This is a genomic window from Agrobacterium sp. CCNWLW32 (genome assembly GCF_037083425.1).
GTDB classification, from domain to species: Bacteria; Pseudomonadota; Alphaproteobacteria; order Rhizobiales; family Rhizobiaceae; genus Agrobacterium; species Agrobacterium radiobacter.
In genome coordinates, this window is record NZ_JBAOJM010000003.1 from 31,916 (window position 1) to 53,556 (window position 21,641).

The 21,641-nt window shown below is 59.7% G+C and carries 21 protein-coding genes; 11 read left to right on the plus strand and 10 right to left on the minus strand.

Features of this window, described 5'->3' with window-relative positions; genetic code table 11:
• The first annotated feature begins 50 nt into the window (after positions 1 to 50).
• Positions 51 to 344 carry a hypothetical protein gene (locus V6R85_RS07445; RefSeq protein ID WP_003503976.1) on the plus strand — a complete coding sequence of 98 codons (294 nt, stop codon included), beginning with the start codon at positions 51 to 53 and terminating at the stop codon, positions 342 to 344.
• 58 nt (positions 345 to 402) lie between these two features.
• On the opposite strand, the gene V6R85_RS07450 is transcribed toward V6R85_RS07445, so the two are convergent.
• Complete coding sequence (locus tag V6R85_RS07450) at positions 403 to 1,443, minus strand: dipeptidase (protein ID WP_111834180.1); 1,041 nt, start codon at positions 1,441 to 1,443, stop codon at positions 403 to 405.
• Positions 1,444 to 1,679: 236 nt separating this feature from the next.
• On the opposite strand from V6R85_RS07450, the gene V6R85_RS07455 reads away from it, so the two are divergent.
• The 7 genes from V6R85_RS07455 (at position 1,680) to V6R85_RS07485 (ending at position 9,469) form a co-directional block, all read left to right on the plus strand.
• A complete protein-coding gene (locus V6R85_RS07455) occupies positions 1,680 to 3,275 on the plus strand; it encodes an ABC transporter substrate-binding protein (protein ID WP_111834168.1) in 1,596 nt (531 codons plus the stop codon).
• Between the two features lie 2 nt (positions 3,276 to 3,277).
• Positions 3,278 to 4,291, plus strand: coding sequence for an ABC transporter permease (locus V6R85_RS07460; RefSeq protein ID WP_003503982.1), 1,014 nt, complete (start codon positions 3,278 to 3,280; stop codon positions 4,289 to 4,291).
• A complete protein-coding gene (nikC, locus tag V6R85_RS07465; RefSeq protein ID WP_099085871.1) occupies positions 4,288 to 5,190 on the plus strand; it encodes a nickel transporter permease in 903 nt (300 codons plus the stop codon). The genes V6R85_RS07460 and nikC overlap by 4 nt, the downstream gene beginning before the upstream one ends.
• 3 nt (positions 5,191 to 5,193) lie before the next feature.
• Positions 5,194 to 6,024: an ABC transporter ATP-binding protein gene (locus V6R85_RS07470; protein WP_111834169.1), complete on the plus strand. Its 831-nt coding sequence runs from the start codon at positions 5,194 to 5,196 to the stop codon at positions 6,022 to 6,024.
• Positions 6,021 to 6,761, plus strand: coding sequence for an ABC transporter ATP-binding protein (locus V6R85_RS07475; RefSeq protein ID WP_111834170.1), 741 nt, complete (start codon positions 6,021 to 6,023; stop codon positions 6,759 to 6,761). The genes V6R85_RS07470 and V6R85_RS07475 overlap by 4 nt, the downstream gene beginning before the upstream one ends.
• A 171-nt stretch (positions 6,762 to 6,932) precedes the next feature.
• Positions 6,933 to 8,444 carry a serine hydrolase domain-containing protein gene (locus V6R85_RS07480; protein WP_111834171.1) on the plus strand — a complete coding sequence of 504 codons (1,512 nt, stop codon included), beginning with the start codon at positions 6,933 to 6,935 and terminating at the stop codon, positions 8,442 to 8,444.
• Between the two features lie 128 nt (positions 8,445 to 8,572).
• A complete protein-coding gene (locus V6R85_RS07485) occupies positions 8,573 to 9,469 on the plus strand; it encodes a LysR substrate-binding domain-containing protein (RefSeq protein ID WP_111834172.1) in 897 nt (298 codons plus the stop codon).
• Positions 9,470 to 9,534: 65 nt separating this feature from the next.
• On the opposite strand, the gene V6R85_RS07490 is transcribed toward V6R85_RS07485, so the two are convergent.
• The 9 genes from V6R85_RS07490 to V6R85_RS07530 all read right to left on the minus strand — a co-directional run bounded on the left by V6R85_RS07490 (position 9,535) and on the right by V6R85_RS07530 (position 18,499).
• Entirely contained in the window at positions 9,535 to 10,401 is an 867-nt protein-coding gene (locus V6R85_RS07490) for a D-amino-acid transaminase (RefSeq protein WP_111834173.1), read from the minus strand.
• Positions 10,402 to 10,421: 20 nt separating this feature from the next.
• The gene (locus V6R85_RS07495; RefSeq protein WP_111834174.1) at positions 10,422 to 11,480 is read right to left on the minus strand and encodes a P1 family peptidase; all 1,059 of its coding nucleotides are present in this window, start codon (positions 11,478 to 11,480) and stop codon (positions 10,422 to 10,424) included.
• Between the two features lie 143 nt (positions 11,481 to 11,623).
• A complete protein-coding gene (locus tag V6R85_RS07500; RefSeq protein WP_111834175.1) occupies positions 11,624 to 12,586 on the minus strand; it encodes a sugar kinase in 963 nt (320 codons plus the stop codon).
• Between the two features lie 49 nt (positions 12,587 to 12,635).
• Positions 12,636 to 13,694, minus strand: coding sequence for an ABC transporter ATP-binding protein (locus V6R85_RS07505; protein WP_013636780.1), 1,059 nt, complete (start codon positions 13,692 to 13,694; stop codon positions 12,636 to 12,638).
• Between the two features lie 32 nt (positions 13,695 to 13,726).
• Positions 13,727 to 14,563 carry a carbohydrate ABC transporter permease gene (locus V6R85_RS07510; protein WP_003504003.1) on the minus strand — a complete coding sequence of 279 codons (837 nt, stop codon included), beginning with the start codon at positions 14,561 to 14,563 and terminating at the stop codon, positions 13,727 to 13,729.
• On the minus strand, positions 14,563 to 15,501 hold the full coding sequence (locus V6R85_RS07515; RefSeq protein ID WP_065662131.1) for a carbohydrate ABC transporter permease: 939 nt from the start codon (positions 15,499 to 15,501) through the stop codon (positions 14,563 to 14,565). Before V6R85_RS07515 ends, V6R85_RS07510 begins: the two co-directional genes overlap by 1 nt.
• A complete protein-coding gene (locus V6R85_RS07520; protein WP_111792387.1) occupies positions 15,501 to 16,832 on the minus strand; it encodes an ABC transporter substrate-binding protein in 1,332 nt (443 codons plus the stop codon). Before V6R85_RS07520 ends, V6R85_RS07515 begins: the two co-directional genes overlap by 1 nt.
• 104 nt (positions 16,833 to 16,936) lie before the next feature.
• On the minus strand, positions 16,937 to 17,593 hold the full coding sequence (locus tag V6R85_RS07525) for a GntR family transcriptional regulator (RefSeq protein ID WP_003504009.1): 657 nt from the start codon (positions 17,591 to 17,593) through the stop codon (positions 16,937 to 16,939).
• A 21-nt stretch (positions 17,594 to 17,614) separates the two neighbouring features.
• Positions 17,615 to 18,499 (minus strand): dihydrodipicolinate synthase family protein, encoded by an 885-nt coding sequence (locus V6R85_RS07530; protein ID WP_003504010.1) that lies wholly within the window; start codon positions 18,497 to 18,499, stop codon positions 17,615 to 17,617.
• A gap of 282 nt (positions 18,500 to 18,781) precedes the next feature.
• On the opposite strand from V6R85_RS07530, the gene V6R85_RS07535 reads away from it, so the two are divergent.
• The 3 genes from V6R85_RS07535 (at position 18,782) to rutB (ending at position 21,629) form a co-directional block, all read left to right on the plus strand.
• Positions 18,782 to 19,393 (plus strand): biliverdin-producing heme oxygenase, encoded by a 612-nt coding sequence (locus tag V6R85_RS07535; RefSeq protein WP_060723697.1) that lies wholly within the window; start codon positions 18,782 to 18,784, stop codon positions 19,391 to 19,393.
• A 407-nt stretch (positions 19,394 to 19,800) separates the two neighbouring features.
• Positions 19,801 to 20,892 carry a pyrimidine utilization protein A gene (gene rutA, locus V6R85_RS07540; protein WP_111781986.1) on the plus strand — a complete coding sequence of 364 codons (1,092 nt, stop codon included), beginning with the start codon at positions 19,801 to 19,803 and terminating at the stop codon, positions 20,890 to 20,892.
• Positions 20,889 to 21,629 carry a pyrimidine utilization protein B gene (gene rutB, locus V6R85_RS07545; RefSeq protein WP_060723695.1) on the plus strand — a complete coding sequence of 247 codons (741 nt, stop codon included), beginning with the start codon at positions 20,889 to 20,891 and terminating at the stop codon, positions 21,627 to 21,629. Before rutA ends, rutB begins: the two co-directional genes overlap by 4 nt.
• Positions 21,630 to 21,641: the final 12 nt, after the last annotated feature.

The window sequence follows — 21,641 nt, forward strand, 5'->3', positions numbered from 1 at the left end:
TGGTGCCGTTTGATGCGATTACACGCTCCTTTCGATTGAAGGAGATGCCAATGAACATGCCCACAAGAATAGTTGTTTCACTCGTCGTCGCCCTCGTGGCCGGTGGCGGATACATGGCGGTGGACAAGATGCGCGGTGCCGAATGGGTCGTTTCGCCGCAACAGATTGCGGAGGCCAAGGCGAAAGGGCAGATGGGTTATGAATCCCGTCCGGGCACCGTGACCGTTTTGCCGATCCGCAGCGAGACGGCGGATGTGCTGCCGATGAAATGGGCGATGATCGGTGTTGTCGCCGGGCTTCTGGCTTTCCGGGCGAGCGGCAAGAAAAAAGCGGCAAAGGCTTAAGGGCCTGCCGCTTCCTGTCTCCGGCGCTCAGCGCCGGAGATGAATTGCAATTTACGCCTCACGCGCCCCAGGTTTTTTCGAGCACGCGGATCCAGTTGCCGTGGCAGATCTTGGCAAGCGCCTCGTCGTCGTAACCACCGTTTCGCAAGGCCTGGACCAGCAATTGCAGGTCGGCTGCATCCTTCATGGCGGCGGGAATGGTGGTGCCGTCGAAATCCGAGCCGAGTGCGACATGATCGATGCCGATACGGTTGACGATGTAGTCTACATGGCGCACCAGCTCGTTCAGATCGGTATTCGGGTTCTTCACGCCGTCCTGGCGCAGGAACAGAACGCCGAAATTGATGCCGGCGAGACCGCCCGTGTCACGGATGGCGTCCAGCTGACGATCCGTCAGGTTACGGCTGTGATTGCAGAGCGCATAGGCGTTGGAATGGGATGCCACCAGCGGCGCATCCGAAATCTTGGCGATATCCCAGAAACCCTGCTCGTTCATGTGCGACAGGTCGACCATGATTTTCAGTTCGTTGCAGGTCTTTATCAGCCGCTTGCCGGCCTCCGTCAGGCCGGGGCCGATATCCGGCGTCGAGGGGAAACGGAAGGGCACGCCGTAAGCGAAGATGTTCGGGCGGCTCCAGACCGGTCCAAGCGTGCGAAGACCCGCTTCATAGAGAACGTAAAGCGCATCCAGATCAGCGCCGATCGCTTCCGCGCCCTCGATATGGAAGACGGAGGCGAAAGCGCCTTTCGCCATGGCATCGCGGATATCGGCGACCGTGCGGCAGACCTTGAGCGCGCCTGCTGATTGTTTCTCGGCCCGGAACAAAAGGCCGGCCATGGCGAGCGTCGCCTTCAGCGCGTCCGCCTCGGTGGGTGTCGGATAGTCGCCGTTAGCGTCCTTGTCCATGCTGGGTGAAGGCACATAGGCGGCGCAGAGGCCGCCAGCGAGGCCGCCTTTCTTCGCGCGCGGAAGATCGATGTGGCCGACGGTATCCCCTTCGATGAGGAGCGTTTCGGGAGAGGCATTGCCCGATCGCCATAACCGCAGAAGCACGTCGTTGTGGCCGTCGAAGACGGGTACGGGTTTTTGATCGGTCATGGTCATTCACCTTCGGATAGGGGGAGGGCGCGGGCGCGCACCTATTCAGAGTTTTGAGAATTGGTAGAGGAAAGGTCAAGGCGGGAGCAAATGCAATCCGTGCATAGGCTCTGCCAAATTTGGAATTGGTCGGGCCTCGTTTGCTCGTGGTAATCGCGGGAAAACATAAAAAAAATGACTGGATTGGGGCAAACCCACACCGTTTCTGAAAAATAAGGTCCGAAAGGGGATTTTCGATGATTTCAAGACGCAACCTGCTGATTGCCGGCGCTGCCGTTCCGTTCCTGTCCTATGCGCGCATTCCGGCCTTTGCCGCAACGCCCAAGGATATTCTGGTGGTCGCCCAGCAGCTGGACAATATGACGAGCCTTGATCCGCATGAAGGTTTCGAAGCCGTGGGCGGTGAAATCATCTCCAACATGTACCAGAAGCTGGTGCGTGCAAACCGCGAAGACTCCACCAAGGTCGATCCCGTCATCGCGAAATCCTGGGAAGCCGATGCGGACAGCAAGGTCTTCACCTTCGTGATCGGTGACGAGGCGACCTTCTCGAGCGGTGCGAAAGTCACGGCGGAAGACGTTGCCTTCTCGCTGCAGCGCGCCATCAAGATGAACAAGAGCCCGGCCTTCATCATCAGCCAGTTCGGTTTCACGCCTGAAAATGCCGAGACGACCATCGTTGCCGCCGACGACAAGACGGTGAAGCTGACGACGGCAAAGCCGACCGCCATCTCCTTCCTGCTCTATTGCCTGTCTGCCAATATCGGCGCGATCGTCGAAAAGAAGGCGGTTCTCGCCAATGCTTCGGGCGAAGACCTCGGCAATGGCTGGCTGCAGAAGAACAGCGCCGGTTCCGGCGATTTCGTACTGCAGGCCTGGAAACCTAGCGAAAGCGTAGCACTCACCGTCAACCCGAACGGCCCCTACAAGGGCAACATCAAGCGCGTCATCCTGCGCCACGTCACAGATCCGTCTTCCCAGCTTCTCATGCTGCAGAAGGGCGATATCGACATTGCCCGCGACCTCACCTCGGAACAGCTGCGCAGCGCCCAGAAAGATGCGAACATTGAGCTGGAGCGCAAGAGCATTGCCTCGCTGGTGCTGATCTCGCTCAATCAGGGCAATGAGAACCTTGCCAAGCCGCAGGTCTGGCAGGCGATCAAATGGGCGCTGGACTACAAGGGTATGCAGGAAAACATCGTGCCGCTGTCCCATAAGGTTCACCAGAGCTTCGAGCCGGAAGGTTTCCCCGGCGCCGTCGACGATACGCCGTTCCAGCGCGATGTCGAAAAGGCCAAGGCGCTGATGGCGGAAGCCGGCCTTGCCGATGGTTTCGAGATCACCATGGATCATTATTCCGCCCAGCCTTACCCGGATCTGGCGCAGGCCATTCAGGCGAACCTTGCCGATATCGGCATCAAGGTGCGTCTGCAGTCTGCTGAGAACCGTCAGGTCCTGACCAAGATGCGCGCTCGCGAACACCAGATGGCGCTTTCCGCATGGGGCACGGATTATTTCGATCCGCATTCCAACGCCGATGTCTTCAACATCAACAAGGACAATGGCGACGACGCCAAGTCGAAGCCCTTCCTGTGGCGTTCGCGTTTCAAGAACGATGATTTCGCCGCCAAGGCGGAAGCCGCCCGTGACGAGAAGGACCCGGCAAAGCGCGTGGAGCTTTATGAAGCCCTGCAGCGCGAGCACATGGAAAACAGCCCCTTCGTGTTCATGTTCCAGACCACCAAGACGGCGGCCTTCCGCAAGGGCGTTTCCGGTTTCGAACTGGGCGTTCTCTCCGAGGGCAATTCCTACCACGATGCGAAGAAAGCGTGACATTGAACAAGCGCGTTAAAAGCATATCGTCGATACTGGGCAGCGTCATCCTGACGCTGTTCGGTTTGATGATCATCACCTTCATGATCGGGCGCGTGATGCCCGTCGATCCCGTCATTGCGGCGGTCGGCGACAATGCGCCCGAAGACGTCATCGTGCGGGTGCGGGCCGAAATGGGTCTCGACCAGCCGCTGGTCGTGCAGTTCTTCCATTATGTCTCGCAGGTTCTGCATGGCGATTTCGGCAATTCGATCCTGACCCGCAATCCGGTCTGGATCGACATCAAACGCGTCTTCCCCGCCACTTTCGAACTTGCCACCGCAGCCCTCATCCTTGCTGCGCTGATCGGCATTCCGCTCGGTGTCTGGGCGGCGGTTAAGCAAGGCAAGCTGACCGACCAGGTCATCCGCGTCGTCTGCCTTGCCGGTCACTCCGTGCCGGTCTTCATGCTGGCGCTGATTTCACTGCTCGTCTTTTACGCCACGCTCGGCGTCGCACCGGGACCGGGCCGGCAGGATATCATCTATGACGGCATGATCTCGCCGGTCACCGGCCTGATGACGGTCGACACGCTGCTTGCGGGTGACTGGGACGCCTTTTACGACGCCATCGCCCATATGGTGCAGCCCGTCTGCATTCTCGCCTATTTCAGCATGGCCTATATCACCCGCATGACGCGCGCCTTCATGATCGATGCGCTGAAGGGCGAATATGTCATCACCGCCCGCGCCAAGGGCTTGTCCGCCATGACCGTTATCTGGGGCCATGCCTTCCCCACGGTCGCCGTGCAGCTCATCACGGTTCTCGCGCTCACCTATGCCGGCCTTCTCGAAGGCGCCGTGGTGACGGAAACCGTGTTCAGCTGGCCGGGCCTTGGCCAATATCTCACCGTCTCGCTCATGAACGCGGACATGAACCCGGTCGTCGGAGCAACCCTGTTGATCGGCTTCATCTATGTCGCCCTCAACCTGCTCGCAGACGTGCTTTACAGAGTTATGGATCCTCGCGTTCGATGATGTTAGCTAATTTTAGAAACTGGGCTCTGGATGAGACGCCGCATTCCCGCAGCCAGGCTGCCTGGGGAAACCGGTACCGCATCTGGCTCAACCTCAAGTCCAACCCGCTGGCGGTGGTCGGTCTGACCATCATCGTCCTCTTCATCGCACTGTCGCTGCTGGCGCCATGGCTCGCGCCCTATGATCCGGCGACGCAGAACCTCGGCAACCGCCTCGCCTTTCCGAGTGCCGAGCACTGGTTCGGCACGGATGAGCTGGGTCGCGATATCCTTTCGCGTATCCTCTATGGTGGCCGCGTCACGCTCGGCATGGTCATTGCCGTCGTTGTTCTGGTCGCGCCGATCGGGCTCGCCATCGGCTGTATCGCCGGTTATTTCGGCGGTATCGTCGATACGGTGCTGATGCGGGTGACGGATGTGTTTCTGGCGTTCCCACGCCTTATCCTGGCGCTTGCCTTCGTCGCGGCGCTGAAGCCGGGCGTCGAAAGCGCCGTTCTCGCTATCGCGCTCACCGCTTGGCCGCCCTATGCGCGCCTTGCACGCGCCGAAACCATGACGGTTCGCGGCAGCGATTTCGTCGCGGCCTACCGGCTGACGGGTGCTTCCGCCTGGCGCATCATCGCCCGCCATATCGCGCCGCTCTGCGTGCCGAGCCTTATCGTGCGCATCACGCTCGACATGAGTTCGATCATCATCACCGCCGCCAGCCTCGGCTTCCTCGGCATGGGCGCGCAGCCGCCGTCGCCGGAATGGGGCGCGATGATTGCTACCGCCAAGCGCTTCATCTTCGAACAATGGTGGGTCGCCACCATTCCGGGCATCGCCATCTTCCTCGTTTCGCTCGCCTTCAACTTCCTTGGCGATGGTCTGCGCGACGTGCTCGACCCGAAGGGACATTGAGCCATGCTGGTCGAAATCGAAAATCTGAAGATCGCATTCCAGACCCGTACCAGCCGTTTCGAGGCGGTGCGTGGTGTGTCGATGAAACTGGGCACAGAAAAGCTCGGCATCGTCGGTGAATCCGGTTCGGGCAAGAGCCTCACGGCGCGCGCACTGATGAAGCTTCTGCCTTCCAATGCGGATATCCGCGCCGACAAGCTCTCCTTCGACGGTATCGACGTGCTGTCCGCCAGCGAAAGGCAGATGCGCCAGATCCGTGGCAAGCGGGCGGGTTTCATCCTGCAGGACCCGAAATATTCGCTGAACCCGGTCAAGACCATGGGTGCGCAGATCGCGGAAGCCTGGCGCGCCCACAAGGGTGGCAGCAAGCGTGCGGCCATGGAAGCGGCAATCGCCCTGCTCGATCAGGTGAAGATCCGCAATCCGCGCCAGGTCGCCTCGTCCTACGCGCATGAGGTTTCCGGCGGCATGGGCCAGCGTGTCATGATCGCCATGATGCTGGCGCCCGATCCCGAGCTTCTGATCGCCGACGAACCGACGAGCGCTCTCGACGCCACGGTGCAGGCGGAAATCCTGCGGCTGATCGAGGAACTGGTGTCGGAACGCGGCATGGGCCTTATCCTCATCAGCCACGACCTGCCGCTTGTCTCGCATTTCTGCGACCGCGTGGCTGTCATGTATTCCGGCCGGGTGATGGAGGAACTGAAGGCTTCCGAACTCCTGAAAGCACAGCATCCTTACACGCAGGGTCTCTTGAACTGCATTCCCTCGCTGACGCATCCGCGCGAGCGTCTTCCCGTTCTCAACCGTGATGCAGCGTGGTCCAGCCTATGATCGACGTCGAAAATCTCCGTATCAAGTTCGGCGACCGTGAAGTGGTGAAGGGCGTGTCCTTTTCGGTGGAAAAGGGCGGCAGCTTCGGCATCGTTGGCGAAAGCGGCTCGGGCAAGTCCACCATCCTGCGCGCCATGGCCGGCCTTAATGAAAGCTGGGAAGGCCGCGTCGCCTTTGCCGGCAAGGATGCACCGCTGAAGCGCACGCCGGAATTCTTCCGGCAGGTGCAGATGGTGTTTCAGGACCCCTATGGTTCGCTGCATCCGCGCCAGACCATCGACCGCATTCTCAGCGAATTGCCGTTGGTGCACGGCATGGACAATATCGAAAAACGCATCCAGCAGGCTTTGTCTGACGTGGCCTTGCCGCAGGCGGTGCGCTTCCGGTTTCCACACCAGCTCTCCGGCGGCCAGCGCCAGCGTGTCGCCATCGCGCGCGCCCTGATCGCCGATCCTGAGGTTCTGCTGCTCGATGAGCCGACCTCGGCGCTCGACGTTTCGGTGCAGGCGGAAATCCTGAACCTGTTGCAGGATTTGCGGGCGGCGCGCAACCTCACCTATATCCTCGTCAGCCACAATCTGGCTGTTATCGCGCATCTGTGCCCACAGGTGGGCGTGATGCTGAATGGCGACATGGTCGAGAAACTGAGCGCCGGTGATCTGCGCGAGGGCCGCATCAAACATCCGCATACGGAAGAGCTGCGCAGCCTGAGCATCCGGCTGGAAGAGCCGGCCTGAGATAGGTCTTTGGGGATGATGGAGAGGCAGCACAAGCTTTCCTCCGTCATCCTCGCCCCTGAGGCGAGGATCCATGCACCCGTGAGAGGTGGATCCTCGGGTCAAGCCCGAATATGCCGTGTCGGTTCCTATGTCCGTCCGGCATTCAATGAAGACACAAGAGACCGAACAATGTCACAGCAACTCGACTGGAACGCCGCTTCAACGCTTGCCGAGAGCTTCGTCTCGCAATGGGCGGGCAACGAGCCGGGCGGGGCGGTGATTGGTTTCGATCTCAGCGGCATCCGGTTTGCCCATGCGGGTGGGGTTGAGAGCCTTTCGACCTTTGCGCCGTTCACGCCGAAAAGCGTGGTGCGTTATGCCTCCGTCACTAAACATGCCTTCTGCGCCATGGTGCTTGCCCATTCCGATCTGATCGGTCTTGACGATCCACTCGGCAAGCATCTGCCGGAGCTGCAATCGTCGCTCCGCGAGGTGACGGTCGGGCAGGCGCTGGATATGAGCGGCGGGTTGCCGGATACGCGGGAATGCCTCTCGCTGCTTGGCCTTTCCGTTTACACCGAAACGAAGGCCGGACCGCTTCTCGACTATCTGTCCCGGCTGACCCGACTGAATTTCGATGCCGGCAGTGAGGTGTCCTATTCCAATACCGGTTATCGTCTGGTGGAAGCGGCGCTGGAGCGTCGCGGTTTCCGGTTCGATGATTTCGTGCAGACGCAAATTGCCGGTCCGTTCGGCGTGTTCCTGAAGGCGCCGGATGTCTGGAACGATCCGGTCGACGGCCTTGTGCCGGGTTACTGGAAGTCGGAAGACAACTGGCAGCTGTCGGCGGCCGGTCTGCATATCTCCGCTTCCGGCAGTCTTGCCGGCAGTGCCGAAGCGCTGACCCGCTGGCTGCAGGGGCTGATGCGGGGCGAGGGCAGTTTTGCGGGTGTTCTTGACAGGCTTTCGGCTGAGCGGCCGCTTGCCGACGGGCGGATGAGCAAATATGGCCTCGGCCTGCGCTGGTCGCATTTGGGGGATACGCGTTTCGTCGGTCATGGCGGTTCGCATCCCGGCTACAAAACCTATTTCCTGCTCGATCCTGAAAACGGCACCGGCTTCGTCGTGGTGTCCAATCGCGAGGATACCAACGGCTTCAAGATCGCGCTGGAAAGCATGGCGGCTTTGACCGGTCTGCCGCTGCCCAAGCCCGCCGCCAGCCTGCCTGATGGTCTTTACGTGACAGAAAGCGGGCCGTGGTGGCTGGAGATCAAGGGCAGCACCTCCACTTTCATCGATGGCGACGACACGCTTTATGAAGATGCCGATGGCTGGGTCTCTTCCCGCTCCGCATCCTCTCCGATGCGTCTCAGGCTTGAGGGCGATGCCATTGTCGGCGAGGCCGGTCACGCCGCCCGCTGCTTCCTGCCTGTCGCCGATCATGCCGTGCCGGATGATCTTTCGGGAACGTGGCGTTCCGATGAGGGGGCAGAATTTTCGATCAGCGGTTCGTCGCTGACGATGGGCATCGGTCCGACCCGCCGCAGTATGGCCCTGAAGGCGCTCGGTAACGGCCGTTTTCTCTTCACGCTCACAGATGGCCCCTGGACGAAGCGCGTCTGCCTCAACCGGCTGGGCGATGACCGGATCGAGCTGGTCTCCAGTCGGGCGCGGATGATCGAATATTATCGAAGCCGCTAGGTCGTCAGGCCGATCCGGCGATTGGCCGCAGCCCCGCGCCTTACAAGAGGGTTTCATTCACGCCTCATTGCACCTAATAAAGACGCTTCTGAATAACCGGAAAGATATTTTTGTTGGGAGTGTGAGCCGTGGAAGTCAAATGGCTCGAGGATTTCCTGGCGCTGGCCGGAACGCTCAATTTCTCGAAAGCGGCGGAGGAGCGGCATGTCACGCAATCCGCCTTCAGCCGGCGTATCAAGCAGCTTGAAGCCTGGGTAGGCGCGACGTTGGTCGATCGCGCCTCCTATCCGTCGCGGCTGACCGAGGCGGGCGTGAAGTTCGTGCCGGTGGCGCAGGAAACGCTGAAGCAGCTTTATCATGCGCGGCGCACCCTGCTGCAGGAAGAAGGGGCCGATGCCAGGACTGTTCGGCTGACGGCCCTTCATACCCTGTCCTTCACTTTCTTTCCCGACTGGCTGAAACGGGTGAACGAGACGGCCGGGCCGCTATTTTCAGTATTGCGCCCCGATTCCGGCAGCATGGAGGAAAACCTCAATTCGCTGGTGGACGGGCAAAGCGATTTTCTTCTGACCTATGCCCATCCCGAAGTGCCGATGCTGCTTGATGCGCAGACCTTCGAGTTCCGCGTGCTCGGCGCGGAAAACATCATTCCCGTTTCCGCGCCGGCGAAAGATGGTTCGCCGTTGCATGCGCTGGTGGAAAATGCGCGAAAACCCTTCGCCTATCTCGATTATGAAAAGGCCTCGTTCTTCGGGCCTTTGCTGCGCGATCTCCTGAGCGCGCGCCTGCCGCAATTCGAGCGGGTGCATGAAGGCAGCATGTCGGTGGGGCTGAAAGCCATGGCGATGGCGGGCTGGGGTGTCGCCTGGGTGCCGGAAAGCCTGATGCGGCACGAGCTGGATACCGGCACGCTGGTTCGCGCCGCCGATCCCACCTTCGATATCGCCGTCGATATCAGGCTCTATCGTTCGAAGGAGAACCGCCGGCCCGTGGTCGAGCGCATCTGGGCGGTTCTCGAGGGTTAGAGCATTTCCAGGAAAAGTGGACCCCGATTTTCCGTCCGGAAATGCGACAAACAAAACGCTTTCGATCAGATCGCCGTGCGGCGGGCGTTTTCCAGATAAAGCGCGCGCAGGCGGCTCACCATCGGGCCGGGCTTGCCATCACCCACCGGCTTGCCGTCGATCTTCGTCACGGACACCACGAAGTTGGAGGCGCTGGTCAGGCAGGCTTCATCGGCGTTCATCGCCTCTTCCAGCGTGAAAGGCCGTTCTTCCAGCGTGAAGCCGGCTTCCTTGGCCAGCTGCAGGGCGGCAAGGCGGGTGCAGCCGGGCAGGGTCTTGTTGCTGTTGCCGCGGGTGATGATCTTTTTATCGGCGGTGACGATATAAGCGGTCGAGGAAGCGCCTTCGGTCACGAAATCATCCTCGATCATCCAGGCCTCGTCGCAGCCTTCGGCCTTGGCGATGCGTTTTGCCATGACCTGCGGCAGCAGGCAGACGGTCTTGATGTCGCGGCGTTCCCAGCGCTGGTCGGGAACGGATTTGACGGCGATGCCTGCCTCTTCGACCGGGGTGCCGATGAGCTTCTTGGCCTGCGTGAACATGACAAGCGTCGGCTTGATATCAGCGGAGAACAGGAAGTTGCGGTCTTCCGCACCACGCGTCAGCTGCAGGTAGATCATGCCTTCGACGAGGTTGTTGTCGGCGATCAGGCGGCGTTCGGCCTCGACGATTTCCTTCGTCGTGACCGGCAGGGCCACGTCGATTTCGCGGGCGCTGCGTTCCAGCCGGGCCATATGCAGGTCGCTGTCGATCAGCTTGCCTTCCAGAACCGAGGTGACTTCATAAATGCCGTCGCCGAACAGGAAACCGCGGTCGAAGATGGAAAGGCGGGCGTCCGCTTCGGGCAGGAATTCGCCGTTGACGTATACGATGCGACCGGATGGGCTAGTCATGAAAACTCCGTCTGGAAAAGTCAGGCTAAAAGAAGGGTTTTAAGGGCGTCGATGGAAATGGCTTCGACCGTGGAGGCCTTGCCGGTGCCGGCATTGAAGCCTGATGTCGTTGTGGCCGTGCAGAGTGAGTTGAGGATCGCCTCCTCGGTTGCCTCTATTGCCGCTTCGAAGAGCGGCGAGATCGCATCGTTGGAAAGCTCGGGATAGTCTGTGACGGCCTTGCGGCGTGCAGGCGTGCGGCGAAGGCGCTCGTTGGTGGAAAATGCCAGCGCGTAATCGCCAGATCCATTGCTTAGTGCTGCGCCCGTTCGGGCCAGCCCACCAAAGCTTCTGGCGGCCAGGCGCTTCAGATTGCGGGAAGAGAGCGGCGCATCGGTTGCGACGATGATGACGATGGAGCCATCCTTGTCTTTATGATCAGGGCTGACATAGGGCTTGCCGCAGACCAGCAGATGGCCGCCGTAATTGGATTGCACGAGAACGCCGAGCGTGTAGGCCTCCCCGGCGATGGTGACGATGCGGGATGCAGTTCCGATGCCGCCCTTCATGCCGAAAGCCACCGTGCCGGTTCCGGCTCCAACGCCGCCCTCGGCCACCGGGCCTGTGGCAGCGTTTTTCAGCGCGGTGGAGATTTCCTCGATGGTCGGGCGACCGGCGCGGATGTCGTTGAGGCGGGAATCGTTGGTCTCTCCGACGACCGCATTGATCGACACCACTTTTTCGTTACCCGGCTGCGCCAGTGTGTGGCGGTTGATCGTCTCGATTGCCCGGCCGGTTGCAAGCGTATTGGTGAGGATGACAGGCGTTTCGAGTTCGCCAAGTTCCTCGATCTGTGTCGAGCCGGCAAATTTGCCAAAGCCGTTATAGACCGCAAAACCCGCAGGCACCTTGTCCTGAAAAAGATTGCCGCCATGCGGCAGGATCGCGGTTGCGCCGGTGCGGATCGTGTCGCCTTCGATGACGGTCGAATGGCCGATCGTCACGCCTTCGACATCGGTGATGGCATTGAGTGGGCCGGTCTCGAAATGGCCGGGCGGCAAGCCGATATCGCGCAGTCTCGGGCGGGTCGTCTGATGCATCGGGCGATCACTTTTGCGGAATGCAGGCTCAAGGTGGAACAAGCGCGGCTTGCGAAAAGCTTTGCTCTGACTTGACGTTAGCCTAGTTCGCCGGGAAACGGCATCGCAAAAATGGAATAGTTTTATGCGGGCAATGGATGCGCTCAGAAGGCGCGTAGCGCCGGTCCCCGTTCACGCTCCAGCCATTGCCGCATCGCGTCTTCGGTCTCTGCTCTCGTGGGCGCCCCGATGCGACCACCGAAGACGGTGCATTTCAGGGCAGCCGCAACGGAGGAGAGCCGGATGGCCGCGCGGCTTTCCATGCCTTCGGCTATGGCAAGCGCAAAGGTGCCGTGGAAAATGTCGCCTGCCGCCAGCGTATCCACCGCCTTGACCTGCATCGTTTCCTGAAAATGGACAGTGGGATCGCCAGCTTCCGTCCACCAGCAGCCTGCCGGTCCGGCGGTGACGGCGATGAAGGTTTGCGGGTAGCGGGCGTGCAGCACCGGCAGCATGTCCTCTACCGTCTCAACCCCCGCCAGCCGGGCGGCGGCGGGTTCAGAAAAAACGATGTGGGTCGCGGCGGGTGCGAGCTTTTCGAGGATTTCAACCGGCGCAACGTCGCCGTCGAGAATGGCGTGTTTGCCGAGCGCGCGTGCCACATCAAGAACATCGAGCGCCAGTTCCGGCCAGCGCACATCCACCAGCACGGCGTCGTAAGCGGCGAGGTCCGCTGATGTGCAGGAGCGCTTCTTCTCATGCAGCCTGTGATCATAAAAAGGCACGATCAGCCGCTCGCCGCGATCATCGATAATGATTGTGGAGAGTGCGGAGCGTGCGCCGGCGGCGACTGTCATACCTGTGGTGTCGATACCGCTTTCGGCGAGATCGCGCAGGATACGGGTTCCGGTCTCGTCGTCGCCCACAGCACCCCAAAGGCTGGCGTGCCCGCCCATGCGGTGCACCGCATAGGCTGCGCTGGATGCCATGCCCTCGGCGATCTGCAACATTTCGTAGGGCAGGACCTTGCCTTCGCCCTTTGGCATGTCATGGACGCGAAACAGGGTGTCGAGCACGGCTGCACCCACGCACAGCACATGTTTGCGGCTCTCGTGTTGGCTGTCCATGCCCGTCACCCTATGTCATTGTCTTACGCAATTTTACTCGGCATGCGCCTTAGATGCGCTTGCCGGTTGCCTTGTCGAAAAGGTGAACCATTTCCGGGTCGATGGCGATATGGATCGTATCGCCGAACCGCACGTCCAGCCGCTCACGGAACAGGCAGGCGATCTCGTCGCCCTTGCAGTTCAGCTTGGCATAGATTTCCGAGCCGGTGCCTTCGACCAGTTCGACCCGGCCTTCGATACCGCCGCTTGCTGCACGGATATGTTCCGGGCGCACGCCGTAGACGAGGTCGCGGCCGCCCAGTGCGGCGATGTCGCTGTTGGCGGGCAGGGGGAGGCTTAAACCCTTCACGGTGCGGAACACGCCTTCTTCGACGCGTCCACGAATGAAATTCATCGCAGGCGAACCGATGAAACCGGCAACGAAGAGGTTGGCCGGACGGTCGTAAAGCTCGAGCGGCGCGCCGATCTGCTCGATCACGCCGTCATGCAGCACCACGATCTTGTCGGCCATGGTCATGGCTTCCACCTGGTCGTGCGTGACGTAGATGGTGGTGGTGCCGATGCGCTGGTGCATGGCCTTGATCTCGCCGCGCATCTGCACGCGCAGCTTGGCGTCGAGGTTTGACAGCGGTTCGTCAAACAGGAAGACCTGCGGATCGCGCACCAGCGCGCGTCCCATGGCCACACGCTGGCGCTGGCCGCCGGAAAGCTGGCGCGGATAACGGTCGAGCAGCTTGTCCAGTCCCAGAATGGCGGCAGCCTTGTCGACCTTGGCCTTGGTTTCGTCGGCGCTCACCTTCTTCAGCTTCAGCGCGAAGCCCATATTATCCTTCACCGTCATGTGCGGATAAAGGGCGTAGTTCTGGAAGACCATGGCGATATCGCGGTCGCGGGCGGGCAGGTTGCTCACCTCACGCGCGCCGATGTGGATTTCGCCGTCGCTGACTTCTTCTAGGCCCGCAATCATGCGCAGCAGGGTGGATTTGCCGCAGCCGGACGGGCCGACCAGCACGACGAATTCGCCATCCTTGATATCGATATCGATGCCGTGGATGATATTGACCGCGCCGAAGCGCTTCTGGACGTTTAGAATATTGACCGGTGCCATGTTTTTGGTTCCCGTATTTTTAATTGGTTGATTCAGCCGCCCTTGACGGCGCCGGCGGTGAGGCCCGCCACGATCTGTTTCTGCGCGAACATGGTGAGCAGCAGCACCGGCAGCGTCACGATCAGCGCGGCTGCGGCAAGCGGTCCCCAGCTCACCTGTTCGAAGGACAGCATGTTGTAGACCGCCACCGGCAGGGTGCGCGTTTCACGGCTTGCCAGCACGATGCCGAAGACGAAGTTATTCCACGAGAAGATGACCGCCAGAATGAAGGAGACGACGATGCCGGGCTTGGCAATCGGCAACGCCACCAGCCGGAACACCTGCCAGGAGGATGCGCCATCGATGCTTGCCGCTTCTTCCAGTTCCTTCGGCGTGGTTTCGAAATAACCGATCATGATCCAGACCACGATCGGAACCGTCACCACGAGATGGATGATGATCTGCGGCCAGAGCGTGCCGAGCAGGTTCAGCCATTGGAACAGCAGGAATAGCGGAATGAGGAAAGAGAGGCCGGGCGTCATGCGGGCGATCATGATGACGACAGCCGACTTTTCCGCCTTCAGCCGGGCGATGCCGTAACCGGCGGGCACGCCGATCACCAGCGCCAGAATGGTGGCCGCACCGGTGACGAGCACCGAATTCCAGAAATAGAGGAAGAAATTATTCTCCTCGAACACCTTCACATAGTTCGACCATGCGAAACGCTCGGGGATGAGGATCGGCGGATAAGCGCCGTTGTCGATTTCATATTTCAGCGACAGCGAGATCATCCAGATGAAGAACAGGATAACAGGCGAAATCATCACCAGCGCCACGAAAAACAGGCCGATGCGGTCGAGGTTTTTACGTTTGAGCAATTGGCGAGCCATCAGCGATCCTCCATCTCGTTCCATTGCGCACGCTGGCGCACCATCAACAGCACAAAGGACAGCGCCACGATGATGATGAAGAAGACGACGGCCATGGCCGAGCCGTAACCGATATCGTAGTAGGAAAACGCCGTGTTGTAGAGGTAGATGTTGATGGTTTCCGAGGCCGTGCCAGGGCCGCCCTGCGTCATCGCGTAGATGATGTCGAAGCTTTTGACGGCATCGATGGAACGGATGATGACGGCGATCATCAGGAACGGCGCGATCATCGGCATGGTCAGGTAACGAAACTTCTGCCAGGCGTTGGCACCATCGATTTCGGCGCTCTCATAGGGTTCGCGGGGTACTGCAGCCAGTCCGCCGAGCACGATCAGCATGACGAGCGGCGTCCATTGCCAGGTTTCCACCAGCACCAGCGAGGGGATGACGGTGGACTGGTTGTAGATCCATTCCAGCGGTCCGATATGGATGAAGGACAAGAGATAGTTCAGAACGCCGAGCTGCGGGTGGAACATCATGGTCCAGACGAGCGCGATGGCGACCGGGGTCGCCATCATCGGCATCACGAACACGCCGCGCAGAAAACCGCGCAGCGGAAACTGCGCATCGAAAACCAGCGCCGCCAATGTTCCCAGAAACAGCGGAGCGACGACCGACAGCACGGTATAGATGAGGGTGTGCCAGAGCGATTCCCAGAACCTCACGTCGCTTGCGAGCCTTATATAGTTATCGAAACCGATAAAGCTCTGCTCCTGTCCGAGCGTCCAGCGATGGACGCTCATCCACAGGGTGAAGACCCACGGAAAAACGATAACCGCCGAGATGACGACAAGTGCCGGTATGACGAAAGGCCAGTAGTTGGGAGCAAGCCTTGCGGGCCTGCTCCCTTCTTTCCGGCTGACGCTTGTTTTGGTGTTTTCGATGCTCACGGAGGCCATTATCCCTCGCTACGCGCCAGAACGGGTGCGAACTGTTCCGTCGCTTTTTTCAGCTCAGCTGCCGGGTCCGCGCCGCCGATCATGTTGGTGAGGCCGACGCCGTAGATGTCGCGGAATTCCGTGACTGGAATGATGACCGGCAGGGCAAGCTGCGAGACCTTGCCGGAACCGACGACCGCATCCAGCCAGGCGGCCGGCATCTTCACGCCTTCCCGCACCTTCTGGTCTTCGAGGATGGACTGGCGGAATGGAACACCCGCACCTGCCTGCAGCAGGCGCGCACCCATGTCGTGCGAAATCGCCCATTGGCAGAAGAGGTAGGCCGCTTCCTTCTTGCTGCTGGCTTCGACGACACCGAGGCCATCGCCGAAGGTGCCGGCCGCCTGTGCTGCCGGGCCCTTCGGCATGACACCGTAACCGACCTTGCCGACAACGCGGGATTTTTCCGGGTTTTCGATCGGCGGTGCAAAACCGACGCCATCGAACCACATGCCGATCTTGCCCTGAAGGAAGGCAGACTGCGCTTCGGCCCAGTTGAAGCCGGAAACGCCGGGAGGGGCGGCTTTGGTCATCAAGCGTTGATAGAGTTTCGCTGCCTCGACCGCTTCCTTGGATTCGGTGTCGACCTTTCCGTCCGCGCCGATCGGCTTTGCGCCGTAACCCAGCATCAACGAAGTCCAGACCGGGGTATTGGCATTTTTCAGACCGCGGGCGACGAAACCGTAGGTGTTGGTTGCGGGATCGGTGATCTTTTCCGCTGCCGTCACCAGTTCCTCGAAGGTCTCAGGGTATTTCAGGCCCTTGGCTTCGAAGAGTTCCTTGTTCCAGTAGACGATCCAGTAATCCACCGAGAATGGCAGCGAGCGCAGCACGCCGTCGCTATCCTTGGCAAACAGCATGCCGGCTTCGGCAAAATCCTTTTCGACGAGGGACGGATCGGTCAGCGACGGGTCCTTCAGGAAGCCGCTGATATCGGCCAGCCACTTGCCCTTTTCGAACTGTCTCTTCTGCACGTGGTAGCTCAGATGAACGACGTCGAAGCTCGGCTTGCCGGAGGAAAGCTCGATTACCACCTTCTGGCGCTGCTGCTGTTCAGGTGTTGCTTCGGCATTGACCTTGATGCCGGTCAGTTCCTCGAATTCGCCCAGATATTTGATCAGCGTTTCGCTGCGCGGGCTTTTGACCAGGTTGACTTCAAGCGTGGTGCCGGCGTGTTTTTTCCAGTTCACCGCCGCCGATGCGGGGCGGATGCCGAGCACCGCGCTGCCACCGATCGCTGCCGTGCCTGCCAGAAAGGCGCGACGCGTGGGGTTGAGCAATGAATGCGTCATGTCAGTTCTCCTCCAGTTAGCCGGAAATTCTCCTCACCTCCGGCTTGTTGCTTATTTTCATGCAATTCCGGGCAGGACCTTTCTTCTGCCCTACCGGAATTGCCCTATACTGCCAGCGCCCTGTCCCTTGCGTTGCGGATATGGGCGGTCAGCCGCTCCACGGCGTCTTCGACGGATCGCTTCTCAATGGCTTCGAGAATGGCGAGGTGTTCTTTCATCACCGATTTGACATGGCCTGCGATGCGAAAGCGCTCCTGATTGATGAGGCGCATCTTGATGGAATTGACCCTGTAGGCGTTCGAGATGATCGAATTGCCGAGACTATCGATGAAGGCGTCGTGCATGCCCCAGTCCACCTGCTGCGCGTGCTGGTCCAGCTCCGGCGATTCCCCACCGTTTTCCGTCGCCTCGACGATATCGCGGTGCTGTTTCAACAGCTTGGCGATGGTCTCGTCCGAGGCCGAACGCGTAAAGAGCGCCACGGCCTCCTTCTCGAGAAAGATCCGGAACTGGAACGCCTCGCGGATGAGGTTGATGTCGATATGGGCGACCTGCAATCCCCGCTGCGGCACGGTCTTGATCAGACCTTCCGCCTCCAGCCGTGGAATTGCTTCCCGGATCGCGCCCAGCGGCAGACCCGTCAATTCCACGAGGCGGCGTTGCGAGATGAATTGCCCAGGGCGAACGTCGCGCGAGAGAAGGTGATGCGTAAAGCTTTCATACGCCCGTTCCCGCAATGTCTGTTCGCCGGTATCGTCCATGCTCAACCTTTCAAGGTCTGTTCAGGCGGCCTGTTTGCGAAACAGCGCGTCGAAAGCGCCTTCGATCTGCCGCCGGCCCTCCGGTGAAATGGCAACGAGCGGCGCGCGCACGTCAGACCAGATATTTTCCCCTGTCGTGTGTGATACCAGCACCTTGACGGCGGGCGTAACCGGAAATTTCAGAAGTTCCACAACAAGATCGACGATGCGCGCATCGTCCTTGCCGTCAACGGCCATGGCGCGGACTTCCTGCGTCAGGAAATTGGCAACGCCGGAGATGGCTCCCTGACCGCCCAGGCGAACGCCCTTGGCCAGATCACGCTCATCGCCGATCAGAATGGCGAGATCGCCGTGTTCTTTCAGCAGGCGCTCTGTGTGGCTCCAGTTGCCTGAGGAGTCCTTCACGCCGGTGACGATGCCCGGAAACGCTTGTCTCAGCCGCCCCACCAGTTCGACCGACAGTGTTACCATGGTCACGGAAGGGATGTTATAGACGAGAATGTCGCGCGCGCCCTTGCCGATCTTTTCGAAAACCGCCGAGAACCAGGCAAACAGGCCGTCATCGCTGACATTCTTGAAATAGGATGGTGGGGCGAGAAGAATATTGCGGGCACCTGCGTTCAGGGCCTCGGCGGACTGGTCGGCTGCATCCTCGATGGAATCCACGAGAACGCCGGTGACCAGACGGGAAGGCGCAATGCCTGCCTCAATGAAGCGGGAGAGAATGACCTGCCGTTCGCGGCTGCCGACGGAGCATCCCTCGCCGGTGGTGCCGAAGAGTGTCACGCTGTCGCAACCATTTGCAAGGCAACGGCGGGCATGCGCGATCATGGCGTCTGTATCGACGGTTCCGTCAGTTTTGAAAGGGGTCGTCAGTGCTGCCGAAAGGCCGAATTTCTGGGTCAATTAAGATGCTCCTCCAAGATGGCTGCAGATTGATGGCACACTGACATGTTAGTTGTAAAGCGGTAATTGCAAGATGATTGTTCGGTAGGCTGGAATGGTGGGCGGATTGGTTCCGGAGGCTGCTTGATGGGGTGTGTTGCGTCCGGTGGGGCATGGTATGTTTGCGGCGGTTTTCGCAGATGCCATTTTTCCGCGGAACACCAAAAAATGCGAAAATAAAATTTGACTGTTTCAGTAAAGATTTTTATCAGGCAATCTGTTTGTGGGATAAAGGGAAGTATCATGACCGTTGTGGAGCCGTCAGCGCCTGTGGAAGAGATCGAGCAGAGCCGAGTGAAGCGCCTGAGGGCTGCAACGCGCGGCGCGCATGGCGGTCTCGATACCTTCATCATGGCAGCCAAGCCGTTCGAGAGCCGGGAGAACTTCGGCAAATTCGTGGAAACGCAATATCTTTTCCATCGCGACCTCGATGCCTTCTTCTCCAACGCAACGCTCGATGGCCTGCTGCCTGATCTCAAAGGCCGCCGCCGTCTCTCCATGATCGAGCAGGACCTTGCCGATCTCGGTCACGCTATTCCCGAAACGGAAGCCCCACGCTTTACTGACGAAACGCCGTTCGATCTGCCGGAGGCCATGGGCTGGCTTTACGTGGTCGAAGGTTCCAATCTCGGTGCGGCTTTCCTCCTGAAAGATGCGGCGAAGCTTGGCCTCAGCGAAGAATTCGGCGCGCGCCATCTGGCCGGCGCTCCGGAAGGGCGTGGCCTGCACTGGCGCACCTTCACCGCCGCGCTCGATGAAATTTCGCTGACGGTCGAAGAGGAAGAGCGTGTTGTCGCAGGCGCCGAGGCTGCCTTCCGCGCCGTGCATGCCTATGCGCAGCAGCGTCTCGTCTGAGGTTTTGGCATAGCTCCGTGATTGAAAATGGCGGCCGGTAGGTTAGCTAAAATTTGCCGACAGAACTCGCTCAGCATTCGACGTCATCCTCGGGCTTGACCCGAGGATCCATTGATTTCAGTGGGTTATGGATCCTCGGGTCAAGCCCGAGGATGACGGCGGAGAGGTTGGAGCTTTTTCGTCGCGTATATTGGGGACGGCTCGAGGGCCGTCCTTTTTCTATTTATAACTGCCGAATAAACAGGCAAATATTTTGACCAAATGATAAATTTTTTATCTTTTGGTCAAGGCTCAATGTGTCCCAAAATTTTATCCATTTGATAAAATTATTTTATTTGGTCTGGCACAGAACCTGCTACTCTTTTGTCAAGTCAGGAGACACCTGACGCTAAAAAGGGAACAGCAAAATGGAAGTTGGTGTTTTTATACCGATCGGAAACAATGGGTGGCTCCTCTCCGAAAACGCGCCGCAATACAAGCCGAGCTTCGACTTGAACAAGGCGATCACGCTGAAGGCGGAGCAATATGGTTTCGACTTCGCGCTATCGATGATCAAGCTGCGCGGCTTCGGCGGCAAGACCGAATTCTGGGACTATAATCTGGAATCCTTCACGCTGATGGCGGGCCTTGCCGCCGTCACCTCCAAGATCAAGCTGTTCGGCACGGCCGCCACGTTGGTCATGCCGCCGGCCATCGTTGCCCGCATGGCGACAACGATCGACTCCATTTCCGGCGGCCGCTTTGGCATCAACCTGATTACCGGCTGGCAGCGTCCTGAATACAGCCAGATGGGGCTTTGGCCGGGCGATGATTATTTCGGTGATCGCTACGAATATCTCGGCGAGTACACCACCGTTCTGAAAGAGCTTCTGGCCGACGGCCAATCGGATTTCAACGGCAAGTTCTTCAAGATGGAGGATTGCCGCATGAAGCCAGTGCCGCAGGGGGATGTAAAACTCATCTGCGCCGGCTCCTCCAATTCGGGCATGGCGTTCTCGGCCAAGTTCGCCGATTACAGCTTCTGCTTCGGCGTCGGCGTCAATACGCCCAAGGCTTTTGCGCCCACCAATGAGCGACTTCTGGCGGCAACCGAAAAGACCGGCCGCGACGTCAAATCCGTGGTGCTGACCATGATCCTTGCCGAGGAAAAATCCGAGGATGCCTGGGCGAAGTGGGAGCACTACAAGGCGGGCGCGGATGAGGAGGCGATCAAGTGGCTCGGCCTGCAAAGTTCTGTCGACACCAAATCCGGCTCCGACACCAATGTCCGGCACATGTCCAACCCCGTCTCGGCGGTCAACATCAACATGGGAACGCTGATCGGCTCCTATGAGGAGGTGGCGGCCATGCTGGACGAGATGAGCGAAGTGCCGGGAACGGGCGGCGTGATGCTGACCTTTGACGACTTCCTCGAAGGCGTCGAAAAATTCGGCAAATATGTGCAGCCGCTGATGAAGAGTAGGGCGCATGTTCAGGCCGAACTGGAGGCTGCGGAATGAGCGAAGCCGTCGTGGCGGGTTACAAGGGGCCGGAAAGCCGTTCGGAAAGCGTGACGCTTCCCGCAAGGCCTGAGCCGATTACCCTGAAGCCCAGCGAGACCGCCGTTGTCGTGGTCGACATGCAGAACGCCTATTCGACCGAGGGCGGTTATGTCGACCTTGCCGGGTTCGATATTTCCGGGGCCAAGGGCACCATCGCCAACATCAAGAAGACGCTGGATGCGGCGCGGGCGGCGGGCGTTCAGGTCATCTATTTCCAGAACGGCTGGGACAAGGATTATGTCGAGGCGGGCGGGCCGGGTTCGCCCAACTGGCACAAGTCCAATGCGCTGAAGACGATGCGCAAAAGGCCGGAACTGCAGGGCCAGCTGCTGGCCAAGGGAACGTGGGACTATGCCATCGTCGATGAGTTGCAGCCGCAGCCCGGCGATATTCTGGTGCCGAAGACACGTTACAGCGGTTTCTTCAACACCAATATGGACAGCGTGTTGCGTGCCCGCGGCATCCGCAATCTGGTGTTCGTCGGCATCGCCACCAATGTCTGCGTCGAAAGCTCGCTGCGCGACGCCTTCCATCTCGAATATTTCGGGGTGATGCTGGAGGATGCCACGCATCATCTGGGGCCGGACTATATCCAGCAGGCGACGGTCTACAATGTCGAGAAATTTTTCGGCTGGGTGGCAACCGTCAATGATTTCTGCGGCGTGATTTCGCAGGCCGCACCCGTCACCGATTGATTGAGAAACACA